Source organism: Labrys okinawensis, from assembly GCF_002982075.1.
Taxonomy (GTDB): domain Bacteria; phylum Pseudomonadota; class Alphaproteobacteria; order Rhizobiales; family Labraceae; genus Labrys; species Labrys okinawensis_A.
Genome location: NZ_PUEJ01000004.1, coordinates 99297 through 117568 on the forward strand (window position 1 = coordinate 99297; position 18272 = coordinate 117568).

Below are 18272 nucleotides of genomic sequence, written 5' to 3' on the forward strand. Positions count from 1 at the left end.
CATCTAAGCCATTATCCGGCAATCCAGAATCACGCGAAAGCCCGACTTGTCCGATCCACGCCCCCCTTCCCTGGCCCATCAGCCGGCCGCCGGCGGCATTGCCGCGCGCGCCATGGCGGCAGCAAGGCCTGCCGCCTATCTCACCGGCCTGAATCCGGAACAACGCGCTGCAGTGGAAACGCTGGACGGCCCCGTGCTCGTACTGGCGGGCGCCGGAACCGGCAAGACGCGTGTGCTGACCACCCGCATCGCCCATATTCTCGCCACCGGCCGCGCCGCCCCCCACCAGATCCTCGCCGTCACCTTCACCAACAAGGCGGCGCGGGAGATGCGCGAGCGCATCGGCGTGCTGATCGGGCAGAGCGTGGAAGGCATGCCCTGGCTCGGCACCTTCCATGCCATCGGCGTGAAGATCCTGCGCCGCCATGCCGAACTGGTCGACCTCAAATCCAATTTCACCATTCTCGACACCGACGACCAGATCCGCCTGATGAAGCAGGTGATCGAGGCGGCGGGAATCGATGAAAAGCGCTGGCCCGCGCGCCAGCTCGCCAATGCCATCGACGGCTGGAAGAACCGCGGCCTGACACCGGCGCAGGTGCCTTCCGGCGAGGCCATGTCCTTCGCCAATGGCAAGGGCGGCGAGCTCTATGCCGCCTACCAGGCCCGCCTCAAGACCCTGAACGCCGCCGATTTCGGCGATCTCCTGCTCGAAACCATTCGCCTGTTCCGCGAGAATCCGGGCGTCCTGGCCGAATATCATCGCCGCTTCCGCTTCATGCTGGTGGACGAGTATCAAGATACCAATGTCGCCCAATATCTGTGGCTGCGTCTGCTGGCCCAGACACCGGCCGGCGAAAAGCCGAATTTGTGCTGCGTCGGCGACGACGACCAGTCGATCTATGGCTGGCGCGGCGCGGAGGTCGACAACATCCTGCGCTTCGAGAAGGATTTTCCGGGCGCGACCGTGATCCGGCTCGAGCGCAATTATCGTTCCACCGGACATATTCTCGGCGCAGCCGGCCACCTTATCGCCAACAACGAGGGGCGGCTCGGCAAGACCCTGTTCACCGACGACGAGGAAGGCGAGCGGGTCACCGTGGCCGGCGCCTGGGATTCCGGCGAGGAAGCCCGCGCCATCGGCGACGAGATCGAAGCGCTGCAGCACAAGGGCCACGCCCTCAACGACATCGCCATCCTGGTGCGCGCCTCCTTCCAGATGCGCGAATTCGAGGATCGCTTCGTCACGCTCGGCCTGCCCTATCGCGTCATCGGCGGTCCACGCTTCTATGAGCGCGCCGAGATCCGCGACGCCCTCGCTTATTTCCGCGCCACCATGCAGCCGGCGGACGATCTTGCCTTCGAGCGCATCGTCAACGTGCCCAAGCGCGGCCTCGGCGATGCCACCGTACAGATCCTGCACGACTATGCCCGCCACAACGGCGTGCCGATGATGCAGGCCGCGCGGGTGCTGGTGGAGACCGAAGAGCTCAAGCCCAAGCCGCGCCAGACGCTCGGCGCGCTGATGGCCTCCTTCTCGCGCTGGGCCGCCCAGAGCGAGGTGCTCGGGCACCAGGAGCTGGCGGAACTGATCCTGGAGGAATCCGGCTACACCGACATGTGGCAGAAGGATCGCACAGCCGAGGCCGCGGGCCGGCTGGAAAACCTCAAGGAACTCGTGCGCTCGATGGAAGGCTTCGAGAACATGGCCGGCTTCCTCGAGCACATCTCGCTGGTGATGGATGCCAGCGAGGAAGGCGCCAGCGAGGACAAGGTCTCGATCCTGACGCTCCACGGCGCCAAGGGCCTTGAATACGAAACCGTGTTCCTGCCCGGCTGGGAGGAAGGCCTGTTCCCGCACCAGCGCTCGCTCGACGAGAATGGCCGTGCCGGCCTGGAGGAGGAACGGCGCCTCGCTTATGTCGGCCTGACCCGCGCCCGTCGCCGCGCCAAGGTGTGGTTCGCCTCCAACCGCCGCATCCACGGCCTGTGGCAGTCGACCATGCCGTCGCGTTTCGTCGACGAACTTCCGGCCGCCCATGTCGACGTGGTGGAGGCTTCCAATTCCTATGGCTCCGGCGGCTCGCTCGGCATGAGCCGCTTCGACAAGGCCCAGCCCTTCGCCGGCTCGAACTATTCGACGCCAGGCTGGCAGCGCGCCCAGAGCAACATGGCCTCGGGATTCAGAACCACCCAGGCCCCGCTCCGCCGCGAGCCCCTGACCATCGAAGGCGAACTGGTGGCCCGCTCCACCGGCACGGCCTCGGCCTACAAGGTCGGCGCTCGGGTCTTCCACCTGAAGTTCGGCTATGGCGAAGTGGCCGAAGTCGACGGCAACAAGCTCACCGTCGATTTCGACAAGGCCGGCCGCAAGCGCGTGGTCGACAGCTTCGTCGAGGCGGCTTGAGGTCGAGGTCATCCCGCACGCATTGCAGCACGAAGTGATGCGATGCAGATGCAGGACCGCGTGCCAGTTGCTACGCCTTTTCCATCCTGCGGTCCCGTGTCTGCGAGGCAGCATTGCATGCTGCATCACGCACTCGCCACGACTTACAATGTAAGTCGTGGCTGAAGATGACCGGAGTTTACCCCTTGGCGGGGACGCCGGCGTCGAGATTGTCGATGCCGCCGGCCTGGTTGTAGCGGGCTTCGTCCAGGATGCCCTGGCGCTTGGAGACCAGCAGCGGCACCAGCGCCTGGCCGGCGACGTTGACCGCCGTGCGGCCCATGTCGAGGATCGGATCAATGGCGAGCAGCAGGCCGACGCCGGAGAGCGGCAGGCCTAGGGTCGACAGTGTCAGGGTCAGCATCACGGTGGCACCGGTGAGGCCGGCGGTGGCAGCCGAGCCGATCACCGAGACGAACACGATCAGGGCGTAATGCTCGATGCCGAGCGGTATCTGGTAGAACTGGGCCACGAAGATCGCCGAAATGGCCGGATAGATCGCCGCGCAGCCATCCATCTTGGTGGTCGATCCCAGGGGCACGGCGAAAGCCGCATATTCCCGAGGCACGCCGAGGCTGCGCTCCGTCACCGCCTCGGTCACCGGCATGGTGCCGACCGAGGAGCGTGAGACGAAGGCGAGCTGGATCGCCGGCCAGGCGCCAGCAAAAAAGCGGGCGGGGCTCAGTCCATGCAGGACCAGGAGCAGCGGGTATACGACGAGCAGAACGATGGCGAGGCCGATATAAATGGCGAGGGCATACCAGGAAAGCTGCCCCAGCGTCTGCCAGCCATATTGCGCCACGGCCTTGCCGAGCAGGCCGATCGTGCCGATCGGGGTCAGCCGGATGACCCACCACAGGATCTTGCGCACGATTGATAGCAGCGACTCGTTGAAGGTGAGGAAGGGGTTGGCCCGCTCGCCGACACTCAACGCAGCCACGCCGACCGCAATGGCGATCACCAGGATCTGCAGCACGTTGAATTGCAGCGAGGTCGAGGCGGCACCATCGGTAAGCTTGGTCGAGGCCTGGATGCCGAAGACATTGGCGGGTACCAGGCCCTTGAGGAAATCGAGCCAGGAGCCGGTGGTGGCCGGCGCCTTGGCGGTCTCGGCCAGCACGGTCGAATGCAGGCCCGGCTGGATGACCAGCCCGAGGGCGATGCCGATCAGCACGGCAATCAAGGCGGTGATCGCGAACCACTGCAGCGTCTGCCAGACCAGAGCGGCCGCATTCGACAATTTGCGCAGATTGCCGATCGAGGCGACGATGGCGGTAAAGACCAAAGGCGGCACCAAGGCGTAAAGCAGTTGGACGAAGATCGAGGCGATCGTCGTCAGCGTCTGCACCAGCCAATTGGGGTTGCCTGCCGCGTCCGGCCCGAGCGAGCGGGCATAAAGGCCGAGCATCAGACCCACCACCATGGCGGCGAGCACCTGGAAACCGAAGGAGGCATAGAAGGGCTTGGCTGCCGCCGCTTGAGGGCCGGAGGGAGTTGCCATGTTAATTTCTTCCGCTGCGCCGACGACAATATAACACAAAATGAATGTTATACATTTTCAATATCCATAACATGGGCGGATTTGAAAGAGAACCACAGCAAAGACAAGGCAGGGACGCCACTCGTGCAGGGCTTGCCCCCGGATGCACGGGCATCTTGCCCGTTCCGACCTGCCAGGAACGCCGCGCATCAGGAAAGGAAGATACGAGCAAGATGCCCGTGCGCCTGGAATTACCAACGCAAATCCAGCGTCTTCAGCCCGTGGAAATGGTAGGTATCGGCATAAACCGGCGTTCCTTCCAACCGCAGGCTAGGCATCCGTTCGAACAGGATCGGCACGGCGACTTCCAGTTCCAGCCGCGCGAGGGGGGCGCCGACACAGAAATGGATGCCGCCGCCGAAACTGACATGGGGCGGGCGTTGCCGCGTCATCAGGAAACGCTCCGGCTCCTCGAAACGATGCGGATCGTGGTTGGCGGCGCCGAGCAGCAGGCCGATCTGGTCGCCCTTGCGGAAGGTCGCCGGCCCCAGCGTGACGTCTTCCAGCGCATAGCGCTTGAACATGTGGAGCGGCGGGTCGAAGCGCAGCATTTCCTCAACCAGCGCCTCGCCCCCCGCCACCACTTCGTCACGGCCGAGGCCTGCCTGCAGCACCGACTTCACGCCATTGCCGATGGCGTGCACCGTCGCCTCGTGACCGGCATTGAGCAGGAGGATGCAGGTGGAGATCAGTTCCTCCTCGCTGAGCCGGTCGCCTTCGGCTTCGACGGCGATGAGATGGCTGATGAGGTCGTCGCGCGGCTCGGCCCGACGCCGCTCGACATAACCTCGCAGGAAGTGGGAGAAATCCTGAGCAGCCGCAACGGCTTGGTCCTCGATGCTGCGGCTTCGGCTGAACTGATACATCGCCACCATGCGATGCGACCAGTCGAGCAGTTGCGGGGCCATCTCGACCGGCACGCCCAGGAGTTCGGCGATCAGGATCACCGGGATGGGCGTGGCGAAAGCCTCGATCAGATCGACCCCGCCCTGCCCCTCGAAACCGTCGATCAGTTCGTTGGCGAGCGCCGCGATCCGCGGCCTCAGACGCTCGACCTGCCGGGTGACGAAGGCGCGATTGACCAGGGTGCGCAGCCTCGTATGAACCGGCGGCTCGCGCTCCAGCATGGAATGGGCATCGACCGCATCGAAGGGCGCCAGATGGGCCTGCGGCTCCGGCCAGCCGAGTTCGGCGCGGCTGGCCACATGCAGCACCTCGCGCCCGAAGCGCCTGTCGCGGAAGAGGTCGAACACGGTCTGATGCGAAGCCGCGCACCAGCAGCCATACTCCTCCCAGAAGAACAGCGGGCAGGCTTCGCGGATGGCCCGATAGGCAGGATAAGGATGCTGCACGAAGACGGCATCGGTGGGGCTGAGCGACACGGCCGCGCGGGCGGCATCGATCCTGAGGCTTGACGGCAGGGACATGTCAAAGGGGTAGGAGATTCCTGCGACAATGTCATCGCCGCGACGGCCGGAAATCCCCTTGTCAGAGCAGGATGCCACAGGCATTTAGGACCGCATGAGCACCCTGCCCGCCATCAATCCCAATCTCCTCGATACCGCCACCCCGCCGATTCCGGAGGCGCAGGGCTGGGCACGCGCCTATGACGGCGCGGCCGGCCCGCTGATCGATCTTTCCCAGGCGGTCCCGGGCTATCCGCCGCATGCGGAGCTGCTGGAGCGGCTCAGCCGCAATGCCGGCGCGGCGGCGAGCGCCAGCTATGGCCCGATCGAGGGTGACACGGTGCTGCGCCAAGCCTATGCCGCGCATGTTTCCAGCCTCTATGGCGGAGAAGTCGACTGGCAGACCGTCTCGATCACCACCGGCTGCAACCAGGCCTTTTTCGTCGCAGCCCTGGCCGTGGCCAAGGCCGGCGACTCCATCCTGCTGCCGAGCCCCTGGTACTTCAATCACAAGATGACGCTCGATATGCTCGGTATCGAGGCGCGGGCGCTCTCCTGCCCGCCCGAGAACGGCTTCGTGCCGGATGTCGAGAGCGCCGCCGAACTGATCGATCCCACCACGCGGGCGATCCTGCTCGTCACGCCCAACAACCCGACGGGCGCCGTCTACCCGCCCGAGACCATCGAAGCCTTCGCCCGACTTTGCCGGGAACGCGGCCTGTTCCTCATCCTCGATGAGACCTATCGCGACTTCGTCGCCGGCCGGCCGCACGGACTCATCGCTTCAGGCGAGTTCGCCAACACCTTGATCTATCTCTATTCCTTCTCGAAGAGCTACTGCATCCCGGGCCATCGCCTGGGTGCGCTGATTGCCGCTCCCGCCGTGGCAGCCGAGGTCGGCAAGGTTCTCGACACGCTGCAGATCTGCGCCCCCCGCGCCGCCCAGGCTCCCGTCGCCTGGGCCATCGAGGGGCTGACCGCGTGGCGCGAAGCCAACCGCCTGGAGATCGACAGGCGCGCCGCCAGCTTCCGTGCAGCCTTCGAAGGGATCAATGGCTGGCGGATCGACGCGATGGGCGCCTATTTCGCCTTCCTGCATCATCCCTTCCACGGCCATACCGCCGCGAGCGTCGTCAAGGACCTGGTGGAGAAGGCCGGCGTGCTCTGCCTGCCCGGCCCCTATTTCGGCCCGGGCCTCGAAGGGCATATGCGCGTCGCCTTCGCCAATGCCGGCGTGGAACAGTTGCAGGCCCTGCGCGAACGCTTCCAGCGTTTCGGCGGGTAGAGCTCGCAGGAGTTGGAGGGTCGATCTTCAGATCGACCACCTTCGCTCGCTATGGCGCTCAACGTCTCGGGAAGAACAGACTGGCAGCCGGCGATCCAGCAAACAACGTCGCGATTATCGCGATTTCCGTTGCCCTCCGGCGGCTGGCGCGATAGCCAAGCGACATGCTCGAAGGTCTTCATCCCAACAATCCCACCCATGTCGCGCGTATCGTCACCGACGAGATGCGCGCGCGTCGCATCGCCGATTTGCTCGGCGAGAGCTTCGATCCCACGGAAACGGCGATCGCCGCCTTCGAGAAGGAAGACGGCACGGCGAAGCCGCCTTGGCTGGTCGAGGTCTATTTCCGTACCGAACCGGACGAGGCTTCCGTCCGGGACCTGATCGCTCTGGCGGCCGGCCCCGATATCGAGGTGGTCTTCGACAGCTTCGGCGACAAGGACTGGGTAGCTGCCTCGCTGGAGGGCCTGGCGCCGGTGCGGGCGGGCCGCTTCACCGTCCATGGCAGCCATGATCGCCAGCATGTCCCGGCCAATACCATCGGCATCGAGATCGAGGCGGCGCTCGCCTTCGGCACCGGCCATCACGGCACCACGCGGGGCTGCCTCCTCGCTTTGGACGATCTCCTCAAGCGCAGGCGCCCCAACCGTCCGCTCGACATCGGCACCGGCACCGGCGTGCTCGCCATTGCGGCCGCGCGCGCCCTGCGCCTGCGCGTGCTGGCCTCCGACATCGATCCGATCGCCATCGCCACCGCGCGCAACAACATCCGCTTCAACAAGGCCGGGGCCTATGTCGAGAGCTTCGTGGCACGCGGCACCACCGCACGCGCCATGCAGACCAACAAGCCGTTCGACCTCGTCTTCGCCAATATCCTGATGGCCCCCCTGGTTCGCCTCGCGGCGCCGATGAGCCGCCTGCTGGCGCCCGGCGCCACGGTGATCCTTTCCGGCCTGCTACACGCCCATGCCAATGCGGCGCTGGCGGCCTATCGCGCCCAGGGCCTCCATCTCATCCGTCAGATCAAGATCGACGAGTGGACGACGCTGGTGCTGTCCTATGGCGGCGGCAAGCCGCGGAAACTGTAAACGAGCAAAATCATTCCCTTCTCCCCTTGCGGGAGAAGGTGGCGGCAGCCGGATGAGGGGTGCTGGCGCTAAACCTGCAAGAGGCACGTTTCTCCCCTCATCCCCCCTGCCGGGACCTCTAGTCAACTCAAGAGAGTTGACGACACCCCCAAGGGGAGAAGGCAACTATATTTCAAGGGTGATCAAATGGCTTTTCAGTCCTTCGACGAAATTTCCCAGCCCAGCCTCGGCCCGGCCCGCGCGGCGGCGTTGCGCAGCAAGCTCGCCGACCTGGGGCTCGACGGCTTCGTGGTCCCCCGCTCGGACGAGCACCAGAACGAATATTGCCCCCCCTCGGAGGAACGCCTTTCCTGGCTCACCGGCTTTGCCGGATCGGCGGGCATCGCCGTCGTCCTCAGGGACCAGGCCTCCATCTTCGTCGACGGCCGTTATACCGTGCAGGTGCGCGAGCAGGTGGACACCGCGACCTATACGCCGCGCCATCTCATCGAGGAGCCGCCGGAGAAATGGCTCGGCACCGTGCTCAAGCCCGGCATGAAGCTCGGCTACGACCCGCGTCTTCAATCGATGAACGAGGTCGAGCGACTTCGCGCCGCCTGCGAGAAGGCAGGCGCAAGTCTCGTTGCTGTCAGGGAAAACCCGGTCGACGCTATCTGGACCGACCGCCCCGCCCCGCCGCTTGCCCAGATCGTCCTGCACGACGTCGCGCTCGCCGGCGAGAGCGTGTCCTCCAAGGTCGAACGGCTGCAGGCCAAGCTGCGTGAGCAGAAGATCGACGCCGTCTTCACCAACGACGCCCATGCCTCGGCCTGGCTGTTCAATATCCGCGGCGGCGACGTCTCCCACACGCCCCTGCCGCTCTCCTATGCGCTGGTGCCGGCCGAGGGACAGCCGACGCTGTTCGCCGATGGGCGCAAATTCTCCAATGCCGTCCGCGACGACCTGGCCCAGCACATGGCGATTGCCGAACCGAGCCAGATCGAGGCCGTGCTGGCCGGAAGCGTGAAGGGCAAGACGGTACGGCTCGATCCCGCCATGGTGGTCGAGCATTTCGCCACCCTGGTCGAGAAGGCCGGCGGTAGGGTGCAGAAGGGGGGCGATCCCGTCGCCCTGCTGCGTGCCGTCAAGAACGAGGCCGAGCGCGCTGGCGCCAGGGCTGCCCATATTCGCGACGGCGTTGCCTTCGTGAACTTCCTCGCCTGGTTCGAGCGCACCGTACCGGACGGCAAGGAAACCGAGATCTCGGTAGCCGAGGCCCTGGAGCGCTTCCGCGAGGGCACGGGCGTGCTCAAGGATCTCTCCTTCCCCTCGATCTCCTCGGCCGGGCCGAACGCCGCCTTGCCGCATTACCGTGTCAGCCATGCCAGCAACCGGCCGGTGACGCCGGGCTTCTTCCTGATCGACTCCGGCGCGCAATATGTCGACGGCACGACCGACATCACCCGCACCATCGCGGTGGGCGAGGTCTCTCCCGAGATGAAGGACCGCTATACCCGCGTGCTCAAGGGCCATATCGCCATCGCCCTGGCGCGCTTTCCCAAGGGTGTTTCCGGTGCCCAGCTCGACAGCTTCGCCCGCGCCGCGTTGTGGGAGATCGGCACCGATTTCGACCACGGCACCGGCCATGGCGTCGGCTCCTATCTCTCCGTCCATGAGGGCCCGCAGCGCATCTCCAAGCTCGGCACCACGCCGCTGGAGCCGGGCATGCTTCTCTCCAACGAGCCCGGCTATTACCGCACCGGCGCCTTCGGCATCCGCATCGAGAACCTCATCCTGGTCGAACCCATCACGATCGAGGGTGCCGAACGCGAGATGTACGGCTTCGAGACGCTGACGCTGGCACCTATCGATGTGAGGCCGATCGAACTGTCGCTGCTCACCACCCGCGAGATCGACTGGCTCAACGCCTACCACGCCCAGGTGCGCGAGACGCTGGGCCCGCTGTTGGACGAACCGGAACGGGTATGGCTGGAGCAGGTGACGCAGGCGATCGGGTGATTGGAGGTTGGTCTGAGGCTGGCGTTTTCAAGATCTTTCGAACAGCCCGAGAAAAAGGCAGCGATGGGGCGGTGCAACCCCTCATCCGCCCCTTCGGGGCACCTTCTCCCGCAAGGGGAGAAGGAGATTAGCCAGCGCTATGCCCACAAGAAAGATTCCCTTCTCCCCTTGCGGGTATCGTCAACTCTCTTGAGTTGACTAGAGGTCCCGGCAGGGAGATGAGGGGTCGAGATAACCCATCCCAGCTTTTCCCACACTACCCGCCGTCACCCCATCATCATTCTCAGCAGCACCACGCTCACCACGCCAACCACGATGGTCACCAGCAGCGGCATGCGCGTGGCCGAAACCACGGTGACGCCGGCGGCGATGGTTTCGGCCGGTCCGGTCGCGAGCGCGACCGGTGCGATCACCGAGACCAGAACAGCCGCCGGAATGGCGTCGAAGGCGGCCTTGGTCCGGCCGGTCAGGGCGAGGCGGCCGTCGAGGAAGATGCCGGCCACGCGGGTGGCATAGGTCACCAGGGCCATGGTCAGGATCGCTGCTACCGTGTGGGGATCAAACGACATCGACGGCCTCCTTGACATCGAGCTTGCTGCGGCCGGGATGGCCGGTGAGGAAAGCGGCGAAAATGCCGGCCAGCGCCCCGGCGGGCACATGCCAGGGCGCCCCGATCTTGAGATAGACCAGGGCCGCCACCACGGCGCTGGTGACGATCGCCGCCGCCGAGCTGCGGCCTTCCCAGAAACCCGCGATCAGGCCGATGAACAGGGCGGTGAAAGCGAAATCGGCGCCATAGCGCGCGGGATCGCCCAGGAGCTGGCCAACGAAGCCGCCCGCCGTGCTCCACAGCACCCAGTTGAGATAGAAGAACACCGACATGGCGAAATAATAGGTCGGCGTCAGCTCGGCCTGGCCGGCCCGGCGCTCCGACATCGCCCAATTCTCGTCGGCCATCATGAAGAAGCCGAGAAAGCGCTGGGCGGGCGAGAAGAGCCGCGTCTTGGGGGTGAGCGAGGCCCCCATCAGGATATGGCGGCAATTGATCAGCAAGGTGCCGAAAGCCAGGGCCAGGATCGAGACCGGCTGCACCCATTGCTCGAGGGCGGCGAATTGCGCGCTGCCGGCGAACACGGTGATCGACATCAGGGCCGTCTCGAAAGGCGACAACCCCTTGGAGACGGCGATGGCGCCGAACAGGAAACCGATCGGCACCGCCGCCAGGGCTGGCGGGGCAATGTCGATCAACGCGGAACGGATTTCGGAACGGGCAGACAAGCGAGAGCTCCTGATGGAGCCGTCTCAATAGGCGCTGCACGACCGCCGGTCTTGGATAAAAGTTGCGTCGGGAGGGTCAGCCCATGGCTGACATTTGTCGGCCGGAGGCCGACACTCCATCACCCCGGAAGGCGCCCGGCGTCACGCCCATGCGGGCCTTGAACACCCGATTGAGGTGGCTCTGGTCGCAGAAGCCGCAGGCTGCCGCCACTTCCGCCGGCCCTTCGCCGGCCGCCAGCAGGCGCCGCGCCGCGCGGTAGCGCCGGTCGATGAGATAGGCATGCGGCGTGGTACCCATGGCCTTGCGGAAGGAACGCACGAGGTGGCTGCGGTTGAGCCCTGCTACCACGGCAAGCTCGTCGAGGCCGACATCGCGCTCGAAATGCTGGTCCAGATAGGCCCGGGCCTTGGCGAGCGGCCCGCTCTCGTCGCCGAGCCTGATCGGCTCGCCATGGCCGCCCCAGCGCCCGAGCAAGATCGAAAAGAAACGGCTGAGCCTGGCATCGCGTTCGAGCAGGGTCACGGCGGGGTCGCCGAGCGCGATCTGCAGTTTCACCAAATCGGCCGCCAGGGCAGGATCCTCGATGACCGAACGGTCGAACCAGAGCGTGCCGGCGGCCGGCCGGCCGAACGTATCCTCGGCGACCGAACGCATCAGATCGACGGTGGGATAGAGCACGCGGTAGACGAAACCCTCGCCTGCCGGCTCTCCATCATGCAGCTCGTCCGGGCAGACCATCGCGAAACTTCCCGGCGAGGCGTAATGCCTGACACCACGATGCGAGAAGGCCTCGCAGCCGTCGAGCACGGCGGCGATGGCATAGGTCTCATGGGTATGCGGCACATAGCGGTGCCGGCGAAAGATCGCGCTCAGGCATTCCAATCCGTCATAGCGCTGCTCGCGCCAGAACCGGACGGCATCGCCCCGCTCGGCGGCATCCTCGAGTGTCGTGAAGGCAGTGGAGTGCGACGGCATGGCGTCAAGATAGTGCCTTTGTCGGCAAATTGCTTGGATGAAAGTTGCATCCCCGCAGCGGCCGCCGCTATTTCAAGGACAGCATCTGACGCAGGGACCAGGCCTCCTGGGCATTGCCCTTCTTCGAGATGTTGGAAACGCGCCATTGCTCGTTTTCCTTCACCAGGTCGTAGACAAGCTCGTCGCGCTTGGGGTCACCACGATCGAAGCTCACACTGACCTGGGCGCGGTCACCCTGTACCGACGCTGGCTCGATCTTCAAATCCTTGATCATCGGGTCCTGGGAATCGCTCACCGGATCGAAATCAAGTGCTCCCACTTCGCCCGATTTGGCGGATTCATCGATGTCCTTCTTCACCGCGGCAGCCAAGTCCTTGCTGAGATATTTGGCCCGCAGTTTGGCATTGCCGATGATGTCGATGCCTTTCGTTTCAGGCGTCTTTCCCGAGTAGATCTGCTTTACCGTTGTTTCGGGCGAGATCTCGGCCGCAACGGCCGGCATCGACAGCCCCGATGCAAGCAGAAGCCCTAGACCCAGTTCACGCATCCTGATCATTCGTATTCCCTGCTCCATTCACCAGCTCGAACCATTCATCCTCATTGATGACTTTGACGCCGTGCTTTTGCGCATCCGCCAGTTTCGAGCCGGCGCCGGGGCCGGCGACCACCAGATCGGTCTTCTTGGAGACGGAACCCGAGACCTTGGCGCCCAGCCGGTCGGCCATGGCCTTGGCCTCGTCGCGGCTCATGCGCTCCAGCGCCCCGGTGAACACCACCGTCTTGCCGGCAACCGGGCTCTCGGAGCGCGGCTGTTCCGCATCGAGGATGCGGATTTCCGCTGTGAGCCGCTCGAGGATGGCGAGGTTGTGCTCTTCCGCGAAATAGGCGTCCACCGCCTCGACCACGGTTTCGCCGATCTGGTCGATCGCATCCATGTCCGCCCCGGCCTCTTCGTCCTTGGCGGCGATGCGCAGCGCCGCCTGCTCGAAAGCCGGCCAGGAGCCATAAGCGCGGGCAAGCTGGCGCGCGGTGGTCTCACCGACATGGCGGATGCCGAGGGCATAGAGAAAACGTTCCAGCGCGATCTCGCGGCGGGCATCGATGGCGGCGAACAGGTTCTTCGTCGAGGTCGCGCCAAAACCTTCGCGGTCCTTCAATTTCTTGAAGTTCTGCCCATCGCGGGCCGCGAGGGTGAAGATGTCGCCGGGCTCGCGGATCGGCAGATCCTCGTTCTCGAAGAAGAAGGCGATCTGTTTTTCGCCCAGCCCTTCGATGTCGAAGGCGCGGCGGGAGACGAAATGCCTGAGATGCTCGATCTTCTGGAAGGGACAGGCAAATTCCCCAGAACAGCGCCGCACTGCGCCCTCCCCCCCTGTCACGGTTTCCTCGCGCACGACCGGCGTCTTCAGCGAACAGGGACAGGTTTCGGGGAAGACATAGGGAACGGCATCCGCCGGCCGCTTCTCCAGCACCGCCCCGAGGATCTGCGGGATGACGTCGCCCGCCCGCTGCACGATCACCGTGTCGCCGATGCGCACATCCTTGCGGGCAATCTCGTCCTCATTGTGCAAAGTGGCATTGGAGACGACGACGCCGCCCACGGTGACCGGCTGCAGCTTGGCGACCGGCGTGAGGGCACCAGTGCGCCCGACTTGGATTTCGATGCCGTGCAGCAGCGTGGTCGCCTTCTCGGCCGGGAATTTATGCGCCGTCGCCCAGCGCGGCGAGCGCGAGACGAAGCCGAGGCGCTGCTGCAAATCGAGCCGGTCGACCTTGTAGACCACGCCGTCGATGTCGTAGCCGAGCGTGGCGCGCTGAGCCTCGATCTGACGGTAATGGGCGAGCAGGTCGGCGGCGCCATGGCAACGCACCATCAGGGGATTGACCGCAAAGCCCCACTCGGCGAAAGCCCGCACCACCTCGAATTGCGTGGCGGCCGGCAGGGCACTCGCCTCGCCCCAGGCATAGGCGAAGAAGCGCAGGGGGCGGCTGGCGGTGATGGAGGCGTCGAGCTGGCGCAGAGAGCCGGCCGCGGCATTGCGCGGATTGGCAAACAGAGGCTTGCCCGCCGCGGCCTGCCTTTCATTCATGGCATTGAAATCGGCATGGCTCATATAGACCTCGCCGCGCACCTCGAAAATCTCGGGGACATTGCCCTTGAGCACGTTGGGAATGTCGCCGATGGTGCGGACATTGGCGGTGACGTCCTCGCCCTCGGCGCCATCGCCTCGCGTGGCTGCCACCACCAGCTTGCCCTTTTCGTAACGCAGCGAGCAGGACAGACCATCGATCTTGGGTTCGGCCGTGATCACCAGATCGTCGCTCTCGCCAAGGCCGAGGAAGCGCCGGATACGGGCCACGAATTCCTCGACATCCTCGTCGGCAAAGCTGTTGGACAAGGAGAGCATCGGCACGCGGTGGCGCACCTTGGCGAATTTCTCGGATGGCGCCGCGCCGACCTTATCCGAGAGGCTCTCGGCCGATTTGAGCTCGGGAAAGCGCTCCTCGATTGCCGTATAGCGCCGCCGCAGAACATCGTAGTCCGCATCGCTGAGAACCGGCGCGTCCTCCTGATAATAGGCTTTATCGGCGTCGATCAACCGCGCCGCAAGTTCCTCGTAGTCGGCGCGAGCCTCCTCGAGCGAGAGGTCGGAAATGGGCTTGGGAGTGTTCATGACAGGCCAACCGATGCATTGCTTTGCTGTGGCTTAACACAACCATTCCAATCGGGGCAGAGGGGACGGCACGGGTTGGGGGGCGGGTCTTCAGACCCGCCACTATTGCTCAGCAATGAAGTCAGATGCCGGGTCTGAAGATCCGCCCCCCAATTTTCGGCGCGCGCTCGACCATCGCCATTCAGTGCTATAAGTGCAAAGGCCTGCCTTAACCGGATTGCGCTCGATATAGTCAATCGTTCGAGCCATTTGATCTTCGCTACGCATGTAACGGTCGAAATAATCGGCCTGCCAGAAAACGGCCTGCCGCCCCAGAATTCGATTGGCATGTGCGGCGGTGTAAGATTTCAACGACTTGACCACATCCGCCAGGCGCCAGCCATCCTTCAAGTCGAAAAGGCAGTGCACGTGGTTGGGCATGATGCACCAAGACCACAGCCGGTAGCGCTGCATGTGGAAAGCAAGCAACGCACTCTCGACCAGCAAAGCAATGTCTACATTCGCCAACCAACAAGCCCCCATCCCCTCGTCGAGCTTCCTTTCCACACGCCGTCGCATCTCCACTGATGTTTCGCGGCGATCTTCAACCCAGGCGGGGAGGCTATCCGCTAGACGAAACGTGACGAATTGAACGATTTCAGGCGTATCGAAATGTGGCAAACCGTGCGGCTGGTGCCAGCCGCGGTGGTTCTTAGCGTCGGAAGACGAGTTGTCAGCGCCGGTTCCTTGTTCCAATCTCTGCCCTCCCGGCGCTGGCCGGGTCTGAAGCCCCGCCCCCCAGCAGCCTGTCCGCCGCCGCTCTCGCCTCATCGGTCACATGGGCACCGGCGAGCATGCGGGCGATTTCCTCACGCCGTTTGTCGGTGTCCAGGGGGGAGACCCGGGTGGCGACCCTGTCCTTGCCTTCCGCCTGCTTGGCGATGAGGAAATGAGTGGAAGCGCGCGCCGCGACCTGCGGCGCATGGGTGACGTTGATCACCTGGACCCTGCCCGCCAGCCGCGCCAGGCGCTGGCCGATGGCATCGGCGACGGCGCCGCCCACGCCGGAATCGATCTCGTCGAAGACCAGGGTCGGCGCCGAACCGCGATCGGCCAACGCCACTTTCAGCGCCAGCATGAAACGCGAGAGTTCGCCGCCCGACGCCACTTTCATCATCGGCCCCGGGCGGGTGCCGGGATTGGTCTGGACCCAGAACTCCACCCTGTCGAAACCATCGGGAGAGGCCAGGGTCTTGTCGCTCTCCACCGAGGTGGTGAACTTCGCCCTGTCGAGCTTCAAGGGCGGCAATTCGCCGTTCACCGCGGCATCGAGCTGGCCGGCGGTGGCCCGGCGTTTGTCGGACAGCACCGCAGCCCGCGCCTCATAGGCGAGACGGGAGGCGCGATCGGCCTGTTCCAGGGCCTGGAGCTGCCCCTCCCCTTCGTCCAGGGCCGCCAGATCCGCCGTGTAGCGCTCGGCCAGTGCCGGCAGGTCCTCCACGGAGACATCGTATTTGCGGCTTGCCGCACGCAAGGCGAACAGGCGCTCTTCCAGGCGCTCCAGTTCGGCCGGATCGAAATCGGCCTCGTCCAAGGCCGTCTGCAGCGCGATACGGGCTTCTTCCAGGGCGTTGAGTGCCTGGTCCAGCGCGGCGATGGCCGGCTCGACCAGCCGAGGCGCCTGGGCTCCCCGCCGCTCGAGACGCCGAATGATGGCCGCCAGAGATGGCGTGGGAGAGCCGTTGCCGCCGACCCCCTCATAAGCCTCCTTGAGATCGACGGCGATCTTCTCGGCCTGCATCATATGGGTGCGCCGCTCGGCCAGGGCTTCTTCCTCGCCGGGCTGGACATCGAGCTTGCCGAGTTCGTCGACGGAATGGCGCAGCCAGTCGCCCTCGGCCCGCGCCTTTTCCAGCCGCGCTCGGTGCTGTGCAAGAGACTGCGTCGCCTTGCGCCAGGCCGCGTGCTTGCCGGCCACATCGGCTGCCAGATCCTCAAGCCCTCCGAAGGCATCGAGAAGCGCGCGGTGGGAAGCCGGATCGGTCAGGGCACGATCGTCATGCTGGCCATGGATCTCGACCAGGGCAGATCCCGTGGCGCGCAGCACCTGCACGCTCACCGGCTGGTCGTTGATGAAGGCTCGGGTTCGGCCGTCCGCCATCTGCACACGCCGCAGGATCAGGTCGCCATCATCGGATATGTCGTTCGCCTTCAGCACGGCACGGGCGGCATGATCGGCCGGGACGTCGAAGACGGCACTGACCTGTCCCTGGCTCGCGCCATGACGTACCAGGGAACCATCGCCGCGTCCGCCCAACGCCAAGGCGAAGGCGTCGAGCAGGATCGACTTACCGGCGCCGGTCTCGCCGGTCAGAACGGACAGGCCGGCGACGAATTCGAGGTCGAGCCGGTCGATCAGGACGATATCGCGGATGGCCAGTTGAACGAGCATGACAGTTCTATACCGGGCTTGCGCCTGCGCTGCATGACAAAACATCGGGCTACGCACAAACAAAGGGCCGATCTTGCGACCGGCCCCCTGGAAATTCGATGGTCTGCGCCGCGCCTCAGAGCGTAATCGCGTTGCGGAACGTCCGGCTCAGCCAGGAATCGGTATCCTCGCGCGGCTCCAGGCCATGCGACTTCACCAACGTATAGGCATCCTTGTACCATTGGCTGTTGGGGTAGTTGTGGCCGAGAATGGCGGCAGCCGTCTGCGCCTCGCTGGAAAGGCCGAGCGCCATGTAGCATTCCGTCAAACGGCTCAGCGCCTCTTCGATCTGGCGGGTCTGGGCATAGTCCTTCACCACGGCCTTATAGCGATTGACCGCCGCGGCATAATTCTGCTGCTTCTGATAGAAGCGGCCGATTTCCATTTCCTTGCCGGCGAGCTGGTCGCGCACAACCTGGATCTTGAACTTGGAATCGCTGACATATTCCGACTTGGGATAGTCGGTGACGACTTTCTCGAAGCCGGCAAGCGCCTGGCTGGCGCGATCCTGGTCGCGGGTGATGTCAGGAATCTGCTTATACTGGGAGTTGGCCCAGATATAAGTCATATAGGCTGCGTCCTTGTCGGTCGGCCACAAGGTCACGTAGCGGCGCGACGAGGTGATGGCATCGTCGTAATTGCCGGAGGTGTAATTGGAATAGGCCATCATCAGGATGGCTTTCTTCTGCCACTCCGTCTGCGGATATTGCTTGTCGAGCGCTTCGAAACGCTTGGACGCCTTGGAATAGTCGCCGCCCTTCATGGCGACGAGACCCTGATTGTAGAGAAGATCCGGCGGATCGGTCGCTTGGGTCTGATAGCCCGGATCGTCATCCCAGAAACCGCAGGCGGCCAGCGGCGAGGCCATCAGCGCAATGGCGACGGCACGGACCGCGAGCCGCGTCGCGACGGCGCGGGAAGACGAGAGGGAACGCAGCGGCATCACTCAGACCTCTACTTCGACTAGTACCGGCATTGTCGCGCGCTTCCGGCGGATGAAACCATCCATCAGCTTCGCACCACAACGTTAAGACTTCGTGGTTCGACATTCACGACCGACACCCGCCCGTCCGGATGGATAGGTGTTACGCCGGCAGCAATGCAGGGGCC

The 18272-nt window shown here is 64.7% G+C and carries 14 protein-coding genes; 4 read left to right on the forward strand and 10 right to left on the reverse strand.

All coding sequences use genetic code 11. The features are described from left to right. Window positions 1-46: 46 nt before the first annotated feature. A complete protein-coding gene (locus tag C5L14_RS10825) occupies window positions 47-2407 on the forward strand; it encodes an ATP-dependent helicase (protein ID WP_245443343.1) in 2361 nt (786 codons plus the stop codon). Between the two features lie 178 nt (window positions 2408-2585). Here C5L14_RS10825 and C5L14_RS10830 read toward each other — a convergent pair whose 3' ends face one another. Together C5L14_RS10830 and C5L14_RS10835 are read right to left on the reverse strand one after the other, a co-directional pair. Next, window positions 2586-3947 carry a dicarboxylate/amino acid:cation symporter gene (locus C5L14_RS10830; protein ID WP_181161121.1) on the reverse strand — a complete coding sequence of 454 codons (1362 nt, stop codon included), beginning with the start codon at window positions 3945-3947 and terminating at the stop codon, window positions 2586-2588. A gap of 230 nt (window positions 3948-4177) precedes the next feature. Beyond that, window positions 4178-5413: a cytochrome P450 gene (locus tag C5L14_RS10835; protein WP_105862073.1), complete on the reverse strand. Its 1236-nt coding sequence runs from the start codon at window positions 5411-5413 to the stop codon at window positions 4178-4180. Window positions 5414-5507: 94 nt separating this feature from the next. Here C5L14_RS10835 and C5L14_RS10840 point away from each other — a divergent pair, with 94 nt between their 5' ends. From C5L14_RS10840 to C5L14_RS10850, 3 genes are all read left to right on the forward strand, one after another. Next, window positions 5508-6677 (forward strand): aminotransferase, encoded by a 1170-nt coding sequence (locus tag C5L14_RS10840; protein ID WP_105862074.1) that lies wholly within the window; start codon window positions 5508-5510, stop codon window positions 6675-6677. Window positions 6678-6841: 164 nt separating this feature from the next. After that, entirely contained in the window at window positions 6842-7765 is a 924-nt protein-coding gene (locus C5L14_RS10845) for a 50S ribosomal protein L11 methyltransferase (RefSeq protein WP_105862075.1), read from the forward strand. Window positions 7766-7951: 186 nt separating this feature from the next. Then, window positions 7952-9763 (forward strand): aminopeptidase P family protein, encoded by a 1812-nt coding sequence (locus tag C5L14_RS10850; RefSeq protein WP_105862076.1) that lies wholly within the window; start codon window positions 7952-7954, stop codon window positions 9761-9763. Between the two features lie 266 nt (window positions 9764-10029). On the opposite strand, the gene C5L14_RS10855 is transcribed toward C5L14_RS10850, so the two are convergent. From C5L14_RS10855 to C5L14_RS10890, 8 genes are all read right to left on the reverse strand, one after another. Continuing rightward, window positions 10030-10332 (reverse strand): AzlD family protein, encoded by a 303-nt coding sequence (locus C5L14_RS10855; RefSeq protein WP_105862077.1) that lies wholly within the window; start codon window positions 10330-10332, stop codon window positions 10030-10032. Beyond that, a complete protein-coding gene (locus C5L14_RS10860; RefSeq protein ID WP_245443344.1) occupies window positions 10322-11041 on the reverse strand; it encodes an AzlC family ABC transporter permease in 720 nt (239 codons plus the stop codon). The genes C5L14_RS10855 and C5L14_RS10860 overlap by 11 nt, the downstream gene beginning before the upstream one ends. A gap of 76 nt (window positions 11042-11117) precedes the next feature. Next, window positions 11118-12017 carry an AraC family transcriptional regulator gene (locus C5L14_RS10865; protein ID WP_105862079.1) on the reverse strand — a complete coding sequence of 300 codons (900 nt, stop codon included), beginning with the start codon at window positions 12015-12017 and terminating at the stop codon, window positions 11118-11120. A gap of 67 nt (window positions 12018-12084) precedes the next feature. Then, entirely contained in the window at window positions 12085-12591 is a 507-nt protein-coding gene (locus C5L14_RS10870) for a DUF3828 domain-containing protein (protein WP_105862080.1), read from the reverse strand. Beyond that, entirely contained in the window at window positions 12557-14692 is a 2136-nt protein-coding gene (gene ligA, locus C5L14_RS10875; protein WP_105862081.1) for an NAD-dependent DNA ligase LigA, read from the reverse strand. The genes C5L14_RS10870 and ligA overlap by 35 nt, the downstream gene beginning before the upstream one ends. A gap of 102 nt (window positions 14693-14794) precedes the next feature. After that, entirely contained in the window at window positions 14795-15427 is a 633-nt protein-coding gene (locus C5L14_RS10880; protein WP_181161122.1) for an REP-associated tyrosine transposase, read from the reverse strand. Further along, the gene (recN, locus tag C5L14_RS10885; protein ID WP_105862083.1) at window positions 15405-17123 is read right to left on the reverse strand and encodes a DNA repair protein RecN; all 1719 of its coding nucleotides are present in this window, start codon (window positions 17121-17123) and stop codon (window positions 15405-15407) included. The genes C5L14_RS10880 and recN overlap by 23 nt, the downstream gene beginning before the upstream one ends. A 115-nt stretch (window positions 17124-17238) precedes the next feature. Then, the gene (locus C5L14_RS10890) at window positions 17239-18105 is read right to left on the reverse strand and encodes an outer membrane protein assembly factor BamD (protein WP_105862084.1); all 867 of its coding nucleotides are present in this window, start codon (window positions 18103-18105) and stop codon (window positions 17239-17241) included. Between the last annotated feature and the right edge of the window lie 167 nt (window positions 18106-18272).

Bases quoted from the DNA above. Each gene is read 5' to 3' on its own strand.
- C5L14_RS10830 (WP_181161121.1), bottom strand. From the start codon at position 3,947: ATGGCAACTCCCTCCGGCCCTCAAGCGGCGGCAGCCAAGCCCTTCTAT.
- C5L14_RS10835 (WP_105862073.1), bottom strand. From the start codon at position 5,413: ATGTCCCTGCCGTCAAGCCTCAGGATCGATGCCGCCCGCGCGGCCGTG.
- C5L14_RS10840 (WP_105862074.1), top strand. From the start codon at position 5,508: ATGAGCACCCTGCCCGCCATCAATCCCAATCTCCTCGATACCGCCACC.
- C5L14_RS10845 (WP_105862075.1), top strand. From the start codon at position 6,842: ATGCTCGAAGGTCTTCATCCCAACAATCCCACCCATGTCGCGCGTATC.
- C5L14_RS10850 (WP_105862076.1), top strand. From the start codon at position 7,952: ATGGCTTTTCAGTCCTTCGACGAAATTTCCCAGCCCAGCCTCGGCCCG.
- C5L14_RS10855 (WP_105862077.1), bottom strand. From the start codon at position 10,332: ATGTCGTTTGATCCCCACACGGTAGCAGCGATCCTGACCATGGCCCTG.
- C5L14_RS10865 (WP_105862079.1), bottom strand. From the start codon at position 12,017: ATGCCGTCGCACTCCACTGCCTTCACGACACTCGAGGATGCCGCCGAG.
- C5L14_RS10870 (WP_105862080.1), bottom strand. From the start codon at position 12,591: ATGGAGCAGGGAATACGAATGATCAGGATGCGTGAACTGGGTCTAGGG.
- ligA (WP_105862081.1), bottom strand. From the start codon at position 14,692: ATGAACACTCCCAAGCCCATTTCCGACCTCTCGCTCGAGGAGGCTCGC.
- recN (WP_105862083.1), bottom strand. From the start codon at position 17,123: ATGCTCGTTCAACTGGCCATCCGCGATATCGTCCTGATCGACCGGCTC.
- C5L14_RS10890 (WP_105862084.1), bottom strand. From the start codon at position 18,105: ATGCCGCTGCGTTCCCTCTCGTCTTCCCGCGCCGTCGCGACGCGGCTC.